The sequence below is a fragment of the Sphingobium sp. SJ10-10 genome (assembly GCF_036038995.2).
Taxonomy (GTDB): Bacteria; Pseudomonadota; Alphaproteobacteria; order Sphingomonadales; family Sphingomonadaceae; genus Sphingobium.
The window spans coordinates 22,472-40,504 of the sequence record NZ_CP158134.1 but is presented as its reverse complement, the minus strand read 5'-3'; the positions used below and the strand labels follow the sequence as shown (position 1 = coordinate 40,504).

The 18,033-nt window shown below is 61.7% G+C and carries 20 protein-coding genes; 2 read left to right on the top strand and 18 right to left on the bottom strand.

The window, feature by feature from the left end; all coding sequences use genetic code 11:
• The first annotated feature begins 46 nt into the window (after positions 1-46).
• Positions 47-1,150 (top strand): alkane 1-monooxygenase, encoded by a 1,104-nt coding sequence (locus VVT58_RS20650; RefSeq protein ID WP_008828148.1) that lies wholly within the window; start codon positions 47-49, stop codon positions 1,148-1,150.
• Between the two features lie 82 nt (positions 1,151-1,232).
• Positions 1,233-2,273, top strand: coding sequence for a 2Fe-2S iron-sulfur cluster-binding protein (locus VVT58_RS20645; protein ID WP_008828147.1), 1,041 nt, complete (start codon positions 1,233-1,235; stop codon positions 2,271-2,273).
• A gap of 59 nt (positions 2,274-2,332) precedes the next feature.
• Here the strand turns inward: VVT58_RS20645 and hcaB are convergent, their stop codons facing one another.
• The 18 genes from hcaB to VVT58_RS20555 form a co-directional block, all read right to left on the bottom strand.
• Complete coding sequence (hcaB, locus tag VVT58_RS20640; protein WP_031309914.1) at positions 2,333-3,133, bottom strand: 3-(cis-5,6-dihydroxycyclohexa-1,3-dien-1-yl)propanoate dehydrogenase; 801 nt, start codon at positions 3,131-3,133, stop codon at positions 2,333-2,335.
• A 31-nt stretch (positions 3,134-3,164) separates the two neighbouring features.
• Positions 3,165-4,670: an aldehyde dehydrogenase gene (locus tag VVT58_RS20635; RefSeq protein ID WP_008828145.1), complete on the bottom strand. Its 1,506-nt coding sequence runs from the start codon at positions 4,668-4,670 to the stop codon at positions 3,165-3,167.
• 19 nt (positions 4,671-4,689) lie between these two features.
• The gene (locus tag VVT58_RS20630) at positions 4,690-4,971 is read right to left on the bottom strand and encodes a 2Fe-2S iron-sulfur cluster binding domain-containing protein (RefSeq protein ID WP_008828144.1); all 282 of its coding nucleotides are present in this window, start codon (positions 4,969-4,971) and stop codon (positions 4,690-4,692) included.
• Complete coding sequence (locus VVT58_RS20625) at positions 4,961-5,194, bottom strand: 2-hydroxymuconate tautomerase (protein WP_008828143.1); 234 nt, start codon at positions 5,192-5,194, stop codon at positions 4,961-4,963. The genes VVT58_RS20630 and VVT58_RS20625 overlap by 11 nt, the downstream gene beginning before the upstream one ends.
• A 1-nt stretch (position 5,195) precedes the next feature.
• Positions 5,196-5,966, bottom strand: coding sequence for a 2-keto-4-pentenoate hydratase (locus VVT58_RS20620; protein ID WP_024020833.1), 771 nt, complete (start codon positions 5,964-5,966; stop codon positions 5,196-5,198).
• 1 nt (position 5,967) lies between these two features.
• Entirely contained in the window at positions 5,968-6,999 is a 1,032-nt protein-coding gene (gene dmpG / locus VVT58_RS20615; protein WP_008828141.1) for a 4-hydroxy-2-oxovalerate aldolase, read from the bottom strand.
• Entirely contained in the window at positions 6,996-7,934 is a 939-nt protein-coding gene (locus VVT58_RS20610) for an acetaldehyde dehydrogenase (acetylating) (RefSeq protein WP_008828140.1), read from the bottom strand. Before VVT58_RS20610 ends, dmpG begins: the two co-directional genes overlap by 4 nt.
• Before the next feature lie 22 nt (positions 7,935-7,956).
• The gene (locus tag VVT58_RS20605) at positions 7,957-8,751 is read right to left on the bottom strand and encodes a 2-keto-4-pentenoate hydratase (protein ID WP_008828139.1); all 795 of its coding nucleotides are present in this window, start codon (positions 8,749-8,751) and stop codon (positions 7,957-7,959) included.
• A 4-nt stretch (positions 8,752-8,755) separates the two neighbouring features.
• Positions 8,756-10,240 (bottom strand): 2-hydroxymuconic semialdehyde dehydrogenase, encoded by a 1,485-nt coding sequence (locus VVT58_RS20600; protein WP_008828138.1) that lies wholly within the window; start codon positions 10,238-10,240, stop codon positions 8,756-8,758.
• Positions 10,241-10,280: 40 nt separating this feature from the next.
• Positions 10,281-10,712, bottom strand: a complete 432-nt coding sequence (locus VVT58_RS20595; protein ID WP_037517470.1) for a heme-binding protein — start codon at positions 10,710-10,712, stop codon at positions 10,281-10,283.
• 2 nt (positions 10,713-10,714) lie between these two features.
• The gene (locus tag VVT58_RS20590) at positions 10,715-11,638 is read right to left on the bottom strand and encodes a catechol 2,3-dioxygenase (protein WP_024018961.1); all 924 of its coding nucleotides are present in this window, start codon (positions 11,636-11,638) and stop codon (positions 10,715-10,717) included.
• Positions 11,639-11,656: 18 nt separating this feature from the next.
• Complete coding sequence (locus VVT58_RS20585; protein ID WP_008828135.1) at positions 11,657-12,508, bottom strand: alpha/beta fold hydrolase; 852 nt, start codon at positions 12,506-12,508, stop codon at positions 11,657-11,659.
• Between the two features lie 167 nt (positions 12,509-12,675).
• A complete protein-coding gene (gene gstA, locus VVT58_RS20580; RefSeq protein ID WP_008828134.1) occupies positions 12,676-13,281 on the bottom strand; it encodes a glutathione transferase GstA in 606 nt (201 codons plus the stop codon).
• A 42-nt stretch (positions 13,282-13,323) separates the two neighbouring features.
• The gene (locus VVT58_RS20575) at positions 13,324-13,812 is read right to left on the bottom strand and encodes an aromatic-ring-hydroxylating dioxygenase subunit beta (RefSeq protein WP_008828133.1); all 489 of its coding nucleotides are present in this window, start codon (positions 13,810-13,812) and stop codon (positions 13,324-13,326) included.
• Positions 13,809-15,089, bottom strand: a complete 1,281-nt coding sequence (locus tag VVT58_RS20570; protein WP_008828132.1) for a Rieske 2Fe-2S domain-containing protein — start codon at positions 15,087-15,089, stop codon at positions 13,809-13,811. The genes VVT58_RS20575 and VVT58_RS20570 overlap by 4 nt, the downstream gene beginning before the upstream one ends.
• Positions 15,090-15,099: 10 nt before the next feature.
• On the bottom strand, positions 15,100-16,092 hold the full coding sequence (locus tag VVT58_RS20565) for a PdxA family protein (protein WP_010891025.1): 993 nt from the start codon (positions 16,090-16,092) through the stop codon (positions 15,100-15,102).
• Positions 16,076-16,570 carry an aromatic-ring-hydroxylating dioxygenase subunit beta gene (locus VVT58_RS20560; protein ID WP_008828130.1) on the bottom strand — a complete coding sequence of 165 codons (495 nt, stop codon included), beginning with the start codon at positions 16,568-16,570 and terminating at the stop codon, positions 16,076-16,078. The genes VVT58_RS20565 and VVT58_RS20560 overlap by 17 nt, the downstream gene beginning before the upstream one ends.
• The gene (locus VVT58_RS20555) at positions 16,567-17,985 is read right to left on the bottom strand and encodes a Rieske 2Fe-2S domain-containing protein (RefSeq protein ID WP_008828129.1); all 1,419 of its coding nucleotides are present in this window, start codon (positions 17,983-17,985) and stop codon (positions 16,567-16,569) included. The genes VVT58_RS20560 and VVT58_RS20555 overlap by 4 nt, the downstream gene beginning before the upstream one ends.
• Positions 17,986-18,033: the final 48 nt, after the last annotated feature.

Here is an 18,033-nt window from a genome sequence, read left to right as displayed (position 1 = left end):
TGCCTCGACGGGCAAGGCCAGAACAGAATAACTAAGGAGAAATCCGATGGACGGACTGCGCTATTTTCTCATTCCGGTCATGACCTTGGCGGGCGTTATCGGATTCATGCTCGGCGGCAGCTACGTCTGGCTGGGCGCGGCGACCTTTCCGGTGTTGATGACGCTGGATATCCTGCTGCCGGCGGACCACAAGATGCGCGCGCAGGGCACGGCACTGCTTGGCGATTTCGCCATGTACCTCCAGCTCCCGTGCATGATCCTGCTGGTCTGGGCCTTTGCCCGATCGGTTGCGACCGCGATCAACCCGATCACCGGCGCCGACAATTCAAGCTGGCAACTGGCCGGATCGCTGCTCAGCCTGGGTTGGCTCTCGGCGGTGCCGACCCTGCCGGTGGCGCATGAGCTGATGCACCGCCGCCACTGGTTTCCTCGCTATGTCGCCAAGTGTCTGAGCGCGTTCTACGGCGACCCCAATCGCGATATTGCCCATATCGTCACCCACCACGTCCATCTCGACACGGCCAAGGATAGCGATACCCCTCGGCGCGGGCAGACCATCTACAGCTTCGTGTTCCAGGCGAGTTGGGGTTCCTACAAGGATACTTGGGAAAAGTCGGCCGAAATCCTCCGCAAGCTTGGCCATGCTTCGCTGGGATGGCGCAATCCGGTGTGGCTACTGCCGCTCTTATCGGGCAGTATCATCGTCTTTGTGGGCTTGACGGCAGGCCTTGGCGCGGCGCTGACCGCTGTCGGCGCGATGGTAATGGCCAAGATGTTCGTGGAGGGGTTCAACTACTTCCAGCACTATGGCCTGATCCGGGTCGAAGGGGCGCCGATCGAGCTCCATCACGCCTGGAACCACCTTGGCGCGATCGTCCGGCCGATCGGTGCGGAAATCACCAACCACATCAACCATCACCTTGACGGGCATATCCCCTTCTATGCGCTGAAGCCCGAACCGCAAGCGCCGCAGATGCCCTCACTGTTCCTGTGCTTCGCCGCCGGACTGATCCCGCCGGTCTGGTTCCGCTTCATCGCGCAACCGCGCCTCAAGGACTGGGACGAACGTTTCGCCACCCCCGGCGAACGCAAGCTGGCGGATCAGGCCAACGCACAGGCTGGCTGGCCGCGCTGGCTGGCCAGCACTTGAACGCCAGGCCAATCGTCCACCCTCATTCGGGCGACAATCTGCAACTGCAGATTCCGCCCGCCCATTTCGGAAAAACCCGACAATGTTTTCTTTCCTGCGCAAATCCAAGATGAACACCGTAACCGTGGAAGGATCGCCGACCACGCTTGACATACCGGCGGGCAAGACACTTCTTGAAGCGATGCTGGACGCGGGTCTGGCCATGCCGCACGATTGCAAGGTTGGCTCGTGCGGTACCTGCAAGTTCAAGCTCGTGTCTGGCAAGATCGGCGAATTGAGCCCGTCGGCCCTTGCACTTGAGGGCGACGAACTGCGCAGCGGCTTTCGCCTCGCCTGCCAGGCCATTCCGCGCTCGGATCTGACAATCGCGGTTGATGCGCCACTCTCGCAAGGGATCGCCATTGCTACATATCGCGGCACCATCGTCGCCGCACAACGGCTATGCGAGGATATAATCGGGCTGACCATCGAACTGGATCGGCCACTGGCCTTCACTCCCGGACAATACGCTGATCTGACCGCTCCCGGCATCGAAGGTGCACGCAGTTATTCATTCGCCTTCGCGACGGTTGGTGAACCCACCCAGCAACTGCATTTTCACATCCGGCACGTTCCGGGCGGCGCATTTACCGACTGGCTGTTCTGCACCGATCGCACCGGAATGGAGCTGAAGGTTACCGCCCCCTATGGGCAATTCGCCCTCAAGGACAGCACTGCCCCCATTCTTTGCATCGCCGGGGGTAGTGGTCTAGCGCCGATCATCTCGATTCTGGAGCAGGCGCTCGACCGGGGCGCAGACCGGGCGGTGCACCTGCTGTACGGTGCGCGCCGTAAGTCCAATCTCTATGCCCTCGACAAAATTGCGGCCCTTCGTCAACGCTGGATGGCCCCTTTCGAATTCGTCCCGGCCTTGTCGGATGAAGAGCCAGACAGCGACTGGGCAGGAGCGCGTGGGCTGATCACCGAGCAGATTGCGGGCGTTGCAGACCTGGCGGCGCACGAAGCCTATCTGTGTGGCCCACCGGCGATGATCGACTTTGCCGAAGCGCAATTGCTTGCCGCCGGCCTCTCACGTTCGGTCATTTCGGCCGACCGCTTTCTTGATCGCAGCAATCGCACGTAAAAAAAGACGGGCGCTCGACGAATCGAGCACCCGCCAAGGGTGGAGAGATCTAAGCCGCTTCAGCTTCCGGGGCGTTTGCCGATGCCGATTCCACCGTCGCTGAGCAAAACCGTTCCTGTCATGTAGGCCGAGTCCCGACGCGAGGCGAGCAAGGCATAGAGGCCGGAGTGATCATCCGGTTCGGCGATCCGCGCGAGCGGCGTCATCCCGGCAATCATCGCGTCGAGCCCTTCCATATCTTCCATGTGAACATCGGCTGTTCCGCCCGCATGGGTACCGCCCAGCGGCGTTCGGGTGCCGCCTGGCGCCACGCCGTTGACCCTGACGTCGGGGGTTAGTTCCCAGGCGAGCTGGCGGATCAGGCCCAGCACGGCGTGCTTCGACGCCACATAGGGCGTACCGCCACCGCCGGTGTAGAAGCTTGAAGTCGAGGCAGTAAAGATGATGCTGCCCTTGGTCTTACGCAACTCCGGAATTGCGGCACGGGCGCCAAGGAAGTAGCCCTTTACGTTGACGCCGAAGATCTCGTCCAGCGTTTCCGAGAGCTTTTCGGGTTCCATGTCCGCAAGCGGGGTCATGAAATCCCAGATCCCGACATTGCCGACGAACACGTCAAGCTTGCCGAATGCAGCCACGGTTGCGACGACTGCCTTTTCGTTGTCGACATAATTGCGGACATCGCCCTCAATCACGACTACTGCGTTGCCATGCCGCGTACGCACCAAGTCGGCCTGAGCGGCATCCCTGACCAGGACGCCAACCTTGGCACCTTCTTCGATAAAGCGCGCGACGACCGCCTCACCGATCCCTGTGGCGCCGCCGGTTAGCAGCGCCACTTGTCCTTCGAGCCTTGCAGTCACATCGTTCCTCCCGAAGATCGCGGGTTCTCGATCACTGATCGAACATCCCGACGCGGCCTTCCTGAAGGTTGACCACGACCGACTTTGTCTGGGTGTAGTGGTTCAGCACTTCATGGCTGAATTCACGCCCGAAGCCGCTCTGCTTGTAACCGCCCAGCGGCATGTTGGCCTTAAGGTTGTAGTAGCGGTTGATCCAGACCGTGCCGGTTTCAAGCTGACGCGCGATCCGGTGGGCGCGGGCAAGATCCTTGGTCCACACGCCGCCGGCCAGGCCGTAGGTGGTGGCATTGGCCTGCTGCATCATGTCGGCTTCGTCGTTCCAGCTGATTACAGTGGTCACCGGCCCGAAGATCTCCTCCTGCGCGATGCGCATTGTGTTCTTCACATTGGTGAACACCGTCGGCTTGATGAAGTTGCCACCCGCCAGATTTGCAGCATCGGCGCGGGTGCCGCCGGTCAAAACTTCGGCCCCTTCCTCGGTTGCGAGCTGCAGGTAGCTTTCTACCTTGTCGAACTGCATCTTCGACGCCTGGGCGCCAAGCTGGGTTGCCATATCGAGGGGATCGCCCTGGCGGATGCCTTCAAGCGCGGTTTTGAACTTGGCCAGGAACTCGTCCTGGATCGACTGGTGCAGGAACAGGCGCGAACCGGCCAGGCAGACCTCACCCTTGTTGAGCACAGTCGACATCGTAGCGCTTTCCACCGCCGCGTCGATATCGGCATCGCCGCACACGATGTGCGCCGACTTGCCGCCCAGCTCGAGCGTCTGCGGGATGATGTTTGCGGAGGCATACTGGATAATACGGCGGGCAGTGGCGATCGAACCGGTGAATGCTACCTTGGCGACATCGGGGCTGGTGACCAGCGCCTCGCCCACATCCGCACCATAGCCGGTGACGACGTTGATCACACCCGGCGGCAGCAGATCGGCCATTTCCACGAAGAATTCGATCACCGAAAGACAGACCGTCTCGGCCGGCTTCAGAACGACAGTGTTGCCCGATGCCAGCGCTGGTGCGATTTTGCACGCCATCATCAACATCGGTACGTTCCACGGGATGATCTGCGCGCAGACACCGAGCGGTTCGCGGTGAACGATGCCGATCGCATCGGGATAATCGAGCGTCTGGCCATGCAGGCCATAGGCCGCGCCAGCGAACAGCTCGAACTGACCGATAGTCTGGGTCATGTCGAAGAACATCGATTCGCGCATCGGCTTGCCGTTGTTCAACGTTTCGAGCGTCGCGTAGTGCGACTGGCGTGCCTTCAGCCGGCGCGCAATTTCGATCAGGATCTCCTGGCGCTCGCCGGGCAGGCTTTGCGACCACTTGGGAAAAGCAGCCTTGGCAGCGGCAATCGCACGCTCAATGTCCTTGGCATTGCCGGCCTGGATCTTGGTCAGCACCTTGCCGGTCGAGGGATTGAGTAGATCGATGGTCTTGCCGCTGTCCCCGGCAATCCACTCGCCGCCGATATAATGGCCGTACTCGGACTTAATGCCGTAGTCGTTTTCTGTACTTTTCAACTGCGTAGCCATGACAACTCTCCCTTGGTTTTCATAGAACTTCGATGACTAGGTCATCCATCGGATAGATCCGACAGGCCAGGGCGTATCCCTTTGCCTGGTCGGCGACAGAAACCTTGGCCGTGCTCATCTTGCCGGTCCGGTATTCGCCTTCAACAACTCGAACCAGGCAAAACCCGCAACCACCGCCACGGCAGCCCACTCCTATATCGCTGGAACCAAACTGCTCCATCGCGATCAGTACGCGTTCACCCTCGGGGCAAGCGAACTGCCCCCCTCCGAGGATCCGGATCTGGTAGGGCTCAAGCCTCATTCGACCAATCTTCTTCGACTCGGGGCTGCGCGGCAGCGGCCTTCGCCGCAAAGCTTACCCCCCCCACCGCGAAATGCGCTGGGTCCATCTCGCGAAGGATGACGCGAACTGACTCACGCGGCGCCCCGATCGCACCGATGGCAGCATCGGTCAGCGCCCGGATCAGCCGCTCTTTGGCTTCCGGCGGGCGCCCTTCGAGCAGGTTGACCTCGATGATCGGCATATCAGGCCTCCACCTGGAACATGACCGCGCCAAGGTTCTGCACGGTCGTCCGCACGGTCTGGCCGGGAGCCAGGTTGGGCGCGGCGGTGATGCCGCCAGCCATGACGATGTCACCGGCGTTGATCTGTTCGCCCGCTTCGGCAACCAGCCGGGCCGCAGCAACCAGCGAACGGATGGGGTGGCCAAGGATCGCCGCGGTCGACCCGACCTGTACCACTTCGCCATCGATTTCGAGGATCACGCCCAGATTCGAAAAATCGATCCGGGGATCGTGCCAGGATCCGATCACCAGCCCCGACGAGGAAGTGTTGTCGGCGATCACGTCCTCGAGCGCGAACTTGAAGTTCTCGTAACGGCTGTCGATGATCTCCATCGCCGGGGCGATCGCTTCGACTGCTGCCAGCGCAGCGGCGGCAGTCACCTTACCGACCAGCGGGGCCTTCATCAGAAAGGCGACTTCCGGTTCGACCCGGGGGTGGACGTAGCGCGCGCGCGAAAGGGCGGATCCTTCCTCGACCAGCATCGCATCGGTCAGCCTGCCCCAGGCCACTTCGTCGACGCCGACCTGCAACATCTTGGCCCGGCTGGTCAGCCCCATCTTGACGCCGATGCGCCGTTCGCCACGCGACAGGCGCCGATCGACCGAGAGCTTCTGCACCTGATAGGCCTCTTCCACCGTGAAAGCGGTGTCCACAGGGGTGATTTGCGGGGTAGCTGTTGCTTCACGCTGTGCAGAGTCGAGCATTTCCGCGTATTTCGCCAGCCTGTCCATCTCAGTTGGCCTTAGCTTTGATCAGATCAAGCGCAACGTCGATGATCATGTCTTCCTGGCCTCCGACCATCCGGCGGTTGCCCAATTCGACGAGGATCTCGCGGGTATCGATTCCGTACTGTTCCGCTGCCTTTTCCGCATGGCGCAGGAAGCTTGAATAGACGCCTGCATAGCCCAGGCTGAGCGTCTCGCGATCGACCCTCACCGGACGGTCCTGAAGCGGGCGTATGATGTCGTCCGCCGCGTCCATCAGCGCCATCACGTCGCAGCCGTGCTTCCAGCCCTTGCGGTTGGCGGCGGCGATGAACACCTCGAGCGGTGCGTTACCGGCTCCCGCACCCATCCCGGCAAGGCTCGCGTCGATCCGCACCGCGCCCGTCTGCGCGGCGACGATCGAATTGGCCACGCCCAAGGACAGATTGTGGTGCGCATGGATGCCGCGTTGGGTTTCAGGCTTGAGCACCCGGTCATAGGCTTGGAGACGTGCGATCACGCCATCCATGTCGAGCGCCCCGCCGCTGTCGGTGACATAGACGCAATGCGCGCCATAGCTTTCCATCAGCAGCGCCTGCTGCGCGAGCGCTTCGGACTCGATCATGTGGCTCATCATCAGAAAGCCCGATACGTCCATGCCCAGATCGCGCGCGATGCCGATGTGCTGCTTGCCGACGTCGGCCTCGGTGCAGTGGGTCGCGACGCGCACGGAGCGCACCCCCATGGCATAGGCGCGCTTGAGTTCTTCGGCGGTGCCGATGCCGGGCACCAGAAGCGTTGTCAGCACCGCGTTCTGGATGACATCAGCGGCAGCCTCGATCCAGTCCCAGTCGGTATGGGCGCCAAACCCATAGTTGAAGGTCGAACCGTTCAGGCCATCGCCGTGCGAGACCTCGATCGCATCCACCCCTGCCTCGTCAAGCGCCTTGGCGATCGTGCGCACGCTGTCGGTGCCATACATATGCAGGATGGCGTGCATCCCGTCGCGCAAGGTCACGTCCTGGATGTAGAGCCGATCAGATGTTGGATCAAAGGTCATGCTGCGATCTTTTCCATATGAGTCTTGGCCAAGCTCTCGCCTGCCGCCTTGGCGGCAGCGGTCATGATGTCGAGATTACCGGAATAGTTGGGCAGATAATCGCCCGCGCCCTCGACCTCGAGGAACACGCTGGTCTTGAGGCCTTCGAATTCACCGTAGCCGGGGATCTTGAGCGGCCGGTTCGAACCGAAGCGTTCGAACTGCACGTCCTGCTTGAGCCGGTAGCCCGGCACGTATGACTGCACCCTGGCAATCATCGCCAGGACCGAATCGCGCACCTTTTCCTCATCGACCATTTCCGACAGCGTGAAGATCGTATCGCGCATGATCATCGGCGGTTCGGCGGGATTGAGAATGATCACAGCCCGGCCCTTGGCCGCACCGCCGACAGTCTCAATCGCCCGCGCGGTGGTGCGGGTGAACTCATCAATGTTGGCACGGGTGCCGGGACCGGCGGAGCGCGACGAAACCGACGCGACGATTTCCGCATAGTGCACCTTGGCCACCTGCGAGACCGCCGCGACGATCGGAATCGTAGCCTGGCCGCCGCAGGTCACCATGTTGATGTTGCGAACGGTCGCATCGACCGCGGGGTTGACAGGCGGGATGGTCGCCGGACCGATCGCTGCCGGTGTCAGGTCGACCATCAGCTTGCCGTCGCGGGCGAGTATCTCGTCATGCGCCTTGTGCGCATAGGCCGAAGTCGCATCGAAGGCGATGCCGATATCGGCATATTGCGGCATCCGACACAGGCCCTCGATCCCCTCGTGAGTGGTGGCCACGCCCCTTTCGCGGGCCATCGCCAGGCCTTCCGAGGCCGGATCGATCCCGACTACCGCTGCCAGCTCCAGAGTGTCCGAGCCCTTGAGCAGTTTGATCATCAGATCAGTGCCGATATTGCCGGAACCGATAATTGCGCACTTCATCCTGGCCATTTGACCAACCTCCACTTCCAATTCAGTCAGCAGCAAACGTAGCTCGGACAGTGCCAAGCCCATTGATCCGCGCTTCAACGACATCTCCGCGAGAAACCCCGGCCATCGGGCCGAGCGCGCCCGAAAGGATCACGTCGCCTTCCAGCAGGGGCCGCCCGGCATTCGCCATGACCCGCGCCAGCCACAGGGAAGAGGTGATTGGGCTACCAAGACAGGCGATCCCGGCGCCGACCGAAATCGGTTCGCCTTTTACCTCCATAACCATGCCGCACGTGCGCAAATCCAGCCTATCTAGCTTGCGCGGCACCGCGCCGAGCACGAACAGTCCGCTCGACGCGTTGTCGGCGATCGTGTCCCAGATCTTGATGTCCCAGTTGGCGACGCGGCTGTCGACGATCTCGATTGCCGGAACGACATATTCGACCGCGCGGATCATCTCGGCGGTGGTCATGTCGGGGTGGGGCAAATCCCGCCCAACGACGATCGCAATCTCGGCCTCGACCTTGGGCTGGATGACCTGATCAAGCGACACCGGGATACCTTCCGGCACGTCCATGTCTGCGAACAGCATCCCGTAATCGGGCTGGTCCACCCCCAACTGGCGCTGGACTGCAAGCGACGTCAGGCCGATCTTGCGCCCTACGAGCCGCCGCCCGCTAGCCAGGTAGTGCCGGGTGTTGGATTCCTGCACAGCATAGGCGGCCTCAACGCCACCGGCGGCAATCAGGTCTCGGATCGGACTGACCGGTGTGCCGCTTTCGGCGGCGCCGCGCAGCGCCAGAGCCGCTTGTTCGATGGTTTTAGGGTCGATAGTCATCGTCTTAAAGCTTTACGCAGATGTTGGTGATCTCGGTGTAGAATTCGAGGCTGTGCACCCCGCCTTCCCGGCCTATGCCGGAATGGCCGGACCCGCCGAAAGCCGTGCGCAGATCGCGCAGGAACCAGGAATTGACCCAGCACACCCCCACCTCCATCGCCGCCGCCACGCGGTGTCCGCGGGACAGGTTTTCGGTCCAGACTGAGGCGCACAGGCCGTATACCGTATCGTTTGCCAGCGCGATCACCTCGTCCTCGCTGTCGAACGGTAAGATGCCGCAGCACGGCCCGAAGATTTCCTCGCGCATCACGGTGTCGCCGTGGGCGACGTCGATCCACAACGTCGGTTCCACGAAGAAGCCGCCGGCTTCCGCGCCCGAGATTTCAGGAACGCCGCCGCCGGTGACCACGGTGGCCCCGTCCTCGACCGCACGGCGATAGTAGCCCAGCACTTTCTCGCGGTGCTCGGCGCTGATCAGAGGGCCGAGATAGGCGCGATCACCGGTCACGCCCGGCTTGAAGTCCTGCGCCGCCGCCGCCATCCGCGCCACGAAGGCATCGAAGATCGGCCGTTCGACATAGACCCGCTCGGTTCCGAGGCAGACCTGCCCGGTGTTCAGGAAGACCGAGCGCGACAGACCCTCGACCGCTTTGTCGAGGTCGGCATCGGCGAACACGATCGCCGGGTTCTTGCCACCGAGTTCGAACGAGATGTCGCGAACGCCGGTCGCGGCCTTCTGCATGATGGCCTGTCCGGTGCCGGTTTCGCCGGTGAAGGTGATGGCATCGACATCGGGGTTGGACGTGAGGAATTCGCCGGCCGAACCCGGACCGAATCCATGGACGACGTTGTAGACACCCTTGGGCATGCCCACCGCGTTCATCACTTCGCCCAGCAGGGCAGCGGTACGAGGCGTTTCCTCGGACGGCTTGACCACCACGGTATTGCCGCAGGCAAGCGCCGGGCCAACCTTCCAGGTCATCAGCAGCAGCGGGAAGTTCCACGGGCAGACGACGGCGACCACACCCTTGGGCTTGCGCACGGTATAGTTGAACGCCTGGCCGCCATCGGGGGTTGGCGTGTTGAAGCTTTCGCCCGGCATCGTCGAGACGACATCGGCGAACATGCGGAAGTTAGCGGCTCCGCGCGGAATATCGATATGCGACGCAACATGACGCGGCTTGCCGGTGTCGGCCACTTCGGCAGCCAGGAAATCATCCGCTCGGCGTTCGATCTCGGTCGCCACGGCGGTGATCAGCTTGACCCGTTCGGCCGTGGTCATCTTGCCCCACGGCCCGGTAAGCGCGGCCTTGGCCGCAGCCACGGCGTCGGCGACGTCTGCCTGGCTTGCTTCGTGCACAACCCCGATCTCGGCCCCGGTGGCCGGATTGACGTTGGAAAACGACTTGCCCTCGCTGCCTTCGCGATAGGACCCGTCGATGAAGTTCAGGATAGTATCCGTGATTGGAGAGGAGGAGACGGAAGTCATTGGTGCATATTACCTACGTTTTGCCAGAACCCATGGGGCGTCAGAATTGCCTTGCGCCGATCGCAGCGAGGCCGGCGTTGGCGTACTCGACGTCCATCGCTTCGCTCCCGCCGGAAATACCAATCGCACCGACGAATTCACCGGCAATTTCGATCGGTAGGCCGCCGCCGAACATCGCTATTCCCGGCTGCGCGACGATCCCGTCGCGCAAGGCCGGATTGCCCGAAACCATCGCATAGAGATCCGGCGTCGGGACGCGGAAGCTGGCGGCGCTGTAAGCCTTGTCCTGCGCGATCTTTGCAGACGGCGAAGGGGAGCCGCTGGCGCGCACGAACGCGACCAGGTCTCCCCCCGCGCCGACCACCGCGGCAACGACCGGACAGCCCGCCGCCGCACCCATGGCAACGGCGGCAGCCGCTGCCTTGAGCGCCAATTCGTGGCCTACTGTCCGGACCGAAACCACCCCGTCCATGATCAGGTGTTCACCGTCATGAAGCGGTCGTTGAGCGCCTTTTCGTAGTAGAAGATGGCCTTGCCGGCGTTCTCTGCCTGCCACAGGCGCTGCGGATTGTCCGGATAATAAATGTAACCGCCGCTGAAGGTTTCGTTGCGGTTGCCCGAGGGATCGAAGAAGTAGATCGTCTGCCCGCGGGTGATCCCATGACGGGTCGGCCCGATATCCAGCGAAATATCGTAGCGGCTGATGATGTCGGCGGCATGGCCAACATCGTGCCAGGATTCCAGGTTGAACGAGGTATGGTGGATCTTACCGTCTTCGGGATAGCCTAAGAAGGCGACATCGTGTGCTTTGTTGCTGCAGCTAAGAAAGATGCCGAGCCGGGCGCCGCTGGTTTCATCGACCAGTTCCTCGGCGACTGAGAAATCAAGCGCATCGACAAAAATCTTGGCCGAACTGGCTATATCCACGCCGTTGAGCGCACAGTGATCAAAGCGGGTGGCACGCATGCCACGTGGCTCCACGACCCAGACATCGGGGTTCTTGACGGCCGGACCGGTGGCCGACAGCGCCATCTCGGCGTAAAGTTCGAAGACGTGCTGTGTCGGCGTGTTAAACCGAATCTTGCGGCCTACACCGGGATCTTCCCCCGCCGGGATCACGTCGACATGGACACCGATATCGAGCAAGCGCTCGGTAAAATGGTCCAAGTCCGCGTCCTTGGCGACCTTGAAGCCCATCACATCCATGCCCGCCTGATCGGCCTCGCGAAGGATGATACTGTGACGATCGAATTCGTCGAACGCCTGGAAAAAGGCCCGATCCCCCTCGCGATTGACGAAGTTTAGACCAATCCGGTCGCGGTAGTGGATAATGGCCTCGTCCAAGTCCAGAACCCTGAGCTGGACATAGCCAGGACGAATTACACCAGTCAAAGCCATGAAGAATCTCCTCTCCGATCAGGCCTTGAGGCCATGCTTAAAGAACTCGGCAACCATCCGGTTGAAACTTGCCATCCGCTCGATCTGCACCCAGTGTCCGCATTCGGCGAACAGGTGCAGATCGGCCCGCTGCATCAGCGTGGCCAAGCGTACGGTAGAATCGAGCGGGATCACCTGATCGGCAATCCCGTGCAGGATCAAGGTCTCGTGCGCGATTGCGGCGATGTCCTCCTCGCGGCTGGCGAGCATCGCCACGTTGGCCTGGCGGTCGGCGCCGCCGAACGTTGCATGATAGGGTTCATGTGCTTCGGGCCGGGCGCTGGCGACATAGCGCGACTGGATCAGATCCTCCGTCAGGCGGCTGTGATCCCAGGCAAGGTACTTGAGCGATTCGCGCATGGCCTCAACTGACGGCACGTAGCCCCAAACCTTGTCGAGCGCAGGAGTAATCGGAAAGTTGAGCCCTGCAGGCCCCATCAGAACGGCGCGTTCCACCCGATCGGGGTGGGCAATCATGAATGCCAGCGTGATCCCGCCACCGAACGAGTTGCCGACCATCGAAATCTTGTCGATGCCCAATCCGTCGAGAAAACTGGCGAGCTGATCGACCCAGACCTGCTTGTCTTCGATCCGGCCCTTGCTGTCCGAATAGCCGAAACCGAACATGTCGGGCGCGATGACCCGGAAATCCTGAGCAAGAACCGGAATGTTCAGGCGCCAGTTGGCCCATGCAGTCACGCCAGGCCCGGAACCATGAACCAACAGGACCGGATCGCCCTCGCCGACGTCATGATAATTGGTCGAGCTTCCGCCGATGACGAACGAATTGGCGATTTCCGGTCGGCTCGTGTCCAATGTCGCGCTTGCCATGATAGCCAACCAGTCCTTTCCCGCTTCGTTGATTTTGTATCCACATGGTGTCGGGACCGAGTCGGCGAACTGACACCTTACAGTAGCTTTCATTGCACTATTTCAAACGCATTGGCAAATAAAGAATGCGGCGAGGCGGCAGAAATCGCCGCCTCGCGCATGCCCGATCAGACGAGCCCTTCGGCCTTGAGTGCTGCGCCAACCGACGGGCGCTGCGCGATCCGGCCGCAATAAGCACCAAGGTTGGGATAGGCGCTCATGTCGATCCCGACATGGGCCGGCCAGCCCAGCATCACGAACAGATAGATGTCGGCGACGCTGAATTCAGAACCGGCATAGTGTTCCTTGTCCAAAAGTTCCTTGTCCAGCGCACCCAGATGATTCTTGACGGCGGTCGAGGCCGCGAGCTTTGCTTCGTCGCTGCTGCCGGGTGTGAAAAGCGGTACGAACGCCTTGTGGAATTCCGACCCCAGAAAACTCAGTCGGCTGATCAGGCGGTAACGCTCCAACGTGCCATCACGAGGCGCCAGGGCCGCGTCTGGCTTCTGATCGGCGATGTAGAGCAGGATCGCAGGATTTTCAGTCAGGGTTTCGCCACTGTCGAGGGTCAGCGCAGGAACTTTGCCTGACGGATTGACCGTCAGGAAATCGTCTCCGGTCTCTACCTTGCGGGTCGCCAGATCGACCTTCACCGCATCGAACGCCGCACCGGTTTCGCGCAGGGCAATATGCGGTGCGAGCGAGCAGGCACCAGGGCTAATGAACAGCTTCATGGATAGTCTCCTTTTGGGCAAACCAGGAAATGCGGGATCGGCTCAGATCGGGGTCGCCAACAGGGTGGCGATTCGCAGCGTGTCGTAGATGCAGGTCCGGCTCTTCAGACGAACGGTTCCACCGCTAAGATCGAACCAGTCGACATATTTGCCGGCATTGTAGATACGCGTTTCACCATCGTTACGGGTCTGGAAGACGACATAGCTGGCTTCAGCAGAAACCTGGTTGCCTTCCGCGCCGGTGATCACCGCACGCCCGATCAGGTGCCGGTTGAAATGTTCGGGGAAGACGTTTGCCTTGCGCAGCGCGACAACCCGATCCGCCAGCATCCCTTTGCTGTCGCAATACATCACAGCTGCGGGCAAGCCGTTATCGACATTCTCGCGCGCGATCACCTGGTACAGGCAATCGTCAACGAACAGCGTAGGCCATTGCTCGAGCCGGTCATCATCAAGGCAAAGCCCGTAAGCCGCGTTGAAATCGTCGATCGCACTTTGCGCGACTTGCGCTACTTCGGCTGCAACGCTCATGCCCGGCCCTCCGCTGCGAGATCGGCCAAGGCATTGCCCATCAGCCCGAGATAGCCCTTCCAGAACCCGCGCACGGAATTTTCATCCATACCCATCGGGGCGTATGACGGTCGGACATCGTCCCCGCCCATCTCGACAAAGCTGCGCTTGCCTTCGGCACCGATCGTGCCCTGCTGGCACAGTTCGACCGCTTCGCCGTCTTCCATCGAAATCAACCCAGACGGTCCAACCAGGTTGAGGTTGCGAAGGCGGTGGCGAGTCGTTTCATCATCATCGTCGGCATAGCCGAAATAGGTCCAGACCAGCTCGGTCTTGTCGGTCCCGTGGGGCACGATCTGCCTGGTGGCGAGGGTGTTCTGGATCTGCTGGACAACGACAGACGGGAAGATCGACTGGATGTGCAGTCCGACATCATCAGCGATCTCCGGGCGGAATGCCAGCAGGCGCTCGTCCTGCAACTTGGCCTCACCCTGCATCTCGCGGTTGGCCTCGTCACCGAACGAGCCGTAGTCGACATCGCCCTTGGGCTTAGACACGGTAAAGACGGTGTGGTAGCCCTCGTCCGAAACCAGACCCGCGCTTTCCTGGCTCTGGCGGTAGATGCCGAAAGTGGGATAGAACAGGTGCAACAGACCGCCGTGGTAGCTGTCACGACTGTTTTCCGAATAGAGCTTCCAGTTGCCGGCCATGAACTGTCGCGCATAGCCCAGAACCTTGACCGGGCGCTGGAAGACGCGCTGAATGTATTTGCGCATCACTGGACCCAGAAAGTCGTCGAGCGGGGCGATGGTCGGGTTGAAGGTGCCGAACACGAGGCCGCCGAATGTCTCGACCCGCAACCGCTCCAGCGAATGCTCGGCCATATTGAATTCCTTCGAATAGCCGCCCACGCCTTTCAGCCCCCGCCGGAACGGCACGCCGACAAGCGCACCGGTCGCGTCGTAGGCCCACTGGTGATAGACGCAGACGAACGCCCCGTCGGCCTGGTTGCCACGCAGCGAGCGGCACACGGTTGCGCCCTTGTGGGCGCAGCGATTTACCCAGGCATGGATGGTGCCATCGGTTGCCCGCGTCACCACCACCGGAGTATTGCCGACATGGGTCGAACGGAAATCGCCGCTGTTGGCCAGCTCGGCTTCGAGGCCGAGGTAGCACCAGGTCTGTCCGCGAAAGATGTTTTCCTGTTCGGCAGTGAAGATCGCTTGGCTGTGATAGACTGCGTAATCGACCGCAGTCGGCTCCGACCCCGCGGCGACGGGCATGGTTTCGGCGTTCATGGTCTTCTCCCTAAGCTTGTTCGAAACCGCGGCCCGAAGCGAGTCGTCCGCAAGTGCGCATCGCGCTCAGCATCATCGCGGCATCGGCCTTGCCGGTACCGACGATGTCGTAGGCGGTGCCATGGGCCACCGACATGTGCAGGTACGGCGGCCCCATGATGATCACGCTATTGCCCGAAAAGCCCCAGGTCTTGACCGCGATGTGGCCCTGATCGTGGAACATCGCCAGGACCATGTCGTAGCGACCCTCGATGCAGTGGCGGAAGACCGAGTCAGGCGCGATAGGCCCTTCGACATCGATGCCCCTTGCCCGCGCGGCTTCAATCCCAGGCGCAATTTCAAGGCGATCCTCGTCGCCCATGGCATGTGGGTTGAGACCGGCAACCGCGATCCGCGGTTGGGCGATGCCCCACGATTGCATGGCCTCGTGCAGTTGCCCCACCGCCGTGGCGACGAGATCGGCTGAAATGACGTCGATCACTTGCCGCAGCGACATGTGGTCGGTGAGATGCGCAACCCTGAGCGGCCCGGTCAGCAGCACCAGATAGCTTTCGCCCGGGGTCGGGCTGATGACCCTGTCGAGCTTCTTGGCAAGTTTAAGCGAACCAGTGCTGATCGGCCCCATGATCGTGGCGGCGAAAGAACCGTCGCGGGCCAACGCGTCGAGCTCATCCAGCCATTGCGCGGTGGCGTGCCCGGCGGCCTCGGTGTCCTCGCCCAGGGGCAGAACGCCATCGGGCAGCGCGCCGGTATCGATGACGTCGATGATCGCGGGATCGTCGCTGGGTTTTTCGAAGCCGCGCATCACCCGCAGCCGTGCCTTGGTGCCAGTGAAATCGAGCGCCCGCTCTACCGCCGCAGCAGACCCGACCAGCACGGGGATCGAATCCGTGTGTACGGCACCGTCGGCCAGCGCCCTGACAGCCACTTCGGGTCCGATCCCGGCGGGATCACCGATCATCGTCCCCACGACGGGGCGCACCCGCTCAGAGGCTGTAGACATCGGCTACTTCTTGGAACAGATCGGTGACGACAACCGTCTTCTTGCGGCGGATCACGAACGAATCATCCCGAGGTTCGAGATCATAGAAGGCCCACCCGCTGAGAGTGGCGACTTTGCCTTCCAGCACCGAAACCGTGGTCCAAGACGTCCGCGCATGCACCTGGTCATCGCTCTCCTCAGCAGACAGCAGGGAGAACTGGTGAACCGTGCGTGGCTGCGGCGTGCTCGCCGCCGAGCGCCGGGTCCTGATCCGGAACACCCGATCCTCAAGCCCGCCCCGGTTGGGATAGTAGATCAGCGAGACTTCGTTCTGCGGATCCGCAGTCGGCCGTTCGTGATCGTCCCAGGCTGGAACCCAGTATTCCGCCTCTTCGTGATAGAGCGCCAGCCAGGCATCCCAGTCCTTGTCGTCAAGCGCCATGGCTTCCTGACCGATGAAGCGGGAAACCGCCAGCCAGCGCGAATGGAATGCGGTCATCGTGCCTTCTCCAGTGAACGCTCAAGGAAGGCGGCAAGCTCGCTGCACTCGCTGTCGATGGCCTTTTCCATGAGCGTGAGCCATTCGTCATGGATCGCCACATAGAGGCCTTCGTCGGCAACCGCCGGGCTGCTCAGCACCACATTGAAATCGAGCGGCTCGCCGAACTTGCCCGGGCCGGTGTCCCAGCGCGTCGAACCGCGCGACATCTCGTTGTAGCGGCCTTCGCCGGCGCCATACCCGGTCTGGCAGTTGTTGAATTCGGTCAGGTCGTCCGGGGTCGCCATGCCGGTCGAATTGAAGAAATCCTCATACTGACGCAGCCGCAGGGCCCGCGCCTCGGGGCTTTCGCCGACCGGGGCGATGCACACCGTGCTGACTTCGGTCTCATCCAGGGCCAGCGGCTGGATGATGCGGATCTGCGTGCTGGTCTGGTCCATCAGGAAGACGTTGGGAAACAGCTGCAGGTTACGGATGCGCTTGTTCATCCACTTGGCCTTTTCGGCGCCGTAGGACTCTTCGAGCCAGTCGATGATCTCGAAATTGGGGCGATCCATGAAGTTGGCATAGTCGGCCCACAACACCGTGTGTCCGTTGTGGAACGAGAACGACCCGCCATCGCGCGCGGTGAAGCCATTGAAGCTAATCGCCTTGGTTTCGTTCTTCGAAATGCCTTCGACGCGGCGCTGAACCGTCATGAAGTAGTTGGCATGCGTGGTCATGACGTGATAGCCGTCGAGCCCGTTCTCGACCTGCATCTTCCAGTTGCCGTGATAGCGGTAGCGGTTGGTTCCGGGCAAAACTTCCATTGCGCCGGACTTCGACTGGTCCACCAGGATATCGATGAAATCCCGCGCGCCGGCGAGGTGATCGACCAGCGGGACGACATCGGCGGAGAGGCTGGCAAAAATGAAGCCGCGGTAGCTTTCCACCCGGGCGACCGGTTGAAGCCCGAAATCGGCGCGATTGAATGCCTCCGGATAGCCCCCGATGCTCTCATCGGTGACGTCCAGCAGGTCGCCCCCGGACGAGAACGTCCAACCATGAAACGGGCACATGTGGTTGCGCTTGTTGCCGGCCCGCTCGCGGCACAGGCGCGCGCCACGGTGCGAACAGGCATTCACGAAGGCGCCGACATCGCCGGACTTGTCCCGGGTTACAAGGATGGGGACGCGGCCGATTTTCGTGGTGATGAAATCGTTCGGCTTGGAAACCTGGCTCTCGTGCGCGAGGTAGACCCAGTTCCGTTCGAAGATGTACTTCATCTCGAGCTCAAACAGCGCAGCTTCGGTGAAAGCGGCGCGGTCCAGCTGGAAGATCCCGCGCTCGTGATCCTTCTTGAGCCAAGCGCGCATGCGCCCTTTCAAGCCCTGCAAGTCGGCAATCCTGCCGCCGATTTTATCATTGAGTTCCATCGATCCTCTCCCGTTCTGTGCGTCGGGCACCCAATACCATCCGCGAAT

Bases quoted from the DNA above. Each gene is read 5' to 3' on its own strand.
- VVT58_RS20650 (WP_008828148.1), top strand. From the start codon at position 47: ATGGACGGACTGCGCTATTTTCTCATTCCGGTCATGACCTTGGCGGGC.
- VVT58_RS20645 (WP_008828147.1), top strand. From the start codon at position 1,233: ATGTTTTCTTTCCTGCGCAAATCCAAGATGAACACCGTAACCGTGGAA.
- VVT58_RS20635 (WP_008828145.1), bottom strand. From the start codon at position 4,670: ATGGCTACGCAGTTGAAAAGTACAGAAAACGACTACGGCATTAAGTCC.
- VVT58_RS20630 (WP_008828144.1), bottom strand. From the start codon at position 4,971: ATGAGGCTTGAGCCCTACCAGATCCGGATCCTCGGAGGGGGGCAGTTC.
- VVT58_RS20625 (WP_008828143.1), bottom strand. From the start codon at position 5,194: ATGCCGATCATCGAGGTCAACCTGCTCGAAGGGCGCCCGCCGGAAGCC.
- VVT58_RS20620 (WP_024020833.1), bottom strand. From the start codon at position 5,966: ATGGACAGGCTGGCGAAATACGCGGAAATGCTCGACTCTGCACAGCGT.
- dmpG (WP_008828141.1), bottom strand. From the start codon at position 6,999: ATGACCTTTGATCCAACATCTGATCGGCTCTACATCCAGGACGTGACC.
- VVT58_RS20610 (WP_008828140.1), bottom strand. From the start codon at position 7,934: ATGGCCAGGATGAAGTGCGCAATTATCGGTTCCGGCAATATCGGCACT.
- VVT58_RS20605 (WP_008828139.1), bottom strand. From the start codon at position 8,751: ATGACTATCGACCCTAAAACCATCGAACAAGCGGCTCTGGCGCTGCGC.
- VVT58_RS20600 (WP_008828138.1), bottom strand. From the start codon at position 10,240: ATGACTTCCGTCTCCTCCTCTCCAATCACGGATACTATCCTGAACTTC.
- VVT58_RS20595 (WP_037517470.1), bottom strand. From the start codon at position 10,712: ATGGACGGGGTGGTTTCGGTCCGGACAGTAGGCCACGAATTGGCGCTC.
- VVT58_RS20590 (WP_024018961.1), bottom strand. From the start codon at position 11,638: ATGGCTTTGACTGGTGTAATTCGTCCTGGCTATGTCCAGCTCAGGGTT.
- VVT58_RS20585 (WP_008828135.1), bottom strand. From the start codon at position 12,508: ATGGCAAGCGCGACATTGGACACGAGCCGACCGGAAATCGCCAATTCG.
- gstA (WP_008828134.1), bottom strand. From the start codon at position 13,281: ATGAAGCTGTTCATTAGCCCTGGTGCCTGCTCGCTCGCACCGCATATT.
- VVT58_RS20575 (WP_008828133.1), bottom strand. From the start codon at position 13,812: ATGAGCGTTGCAGCCGAAGTAGCGCAAGTCGCGCAAAGTGCGATCGAC.
- VVT58_RS20570 (WP_008828132.1), bottom strand. From the start codon at position 15,089: ATGAACGCCGAAACCATGCCCGTCGCCGCGGGGTCGGAGCCGACTGCG.
- VVT58_RS20565 (WP_010891025.1), bottom strand. From the start codon at position 16,092: ATGTCTACAGCCTCTGAGCGGGTGCGCCCCGTCGTGGGGACGATGATC.
- VVT58_RS20560 (WP_008828130.1), bottom strand. From the start codon at position 16,570: ATGACCGCATTCCATTCGCGCTGGCTGGCGGTTTCCCGCTTCATCGGT.
- VVT58_RS20555 (WP_008828129.1), bottom strand. From the start codon at position 17,985: ATGGAACTCAATGATAAAATCGGCGGCAGGATTGCCGACTTGCAGGGC.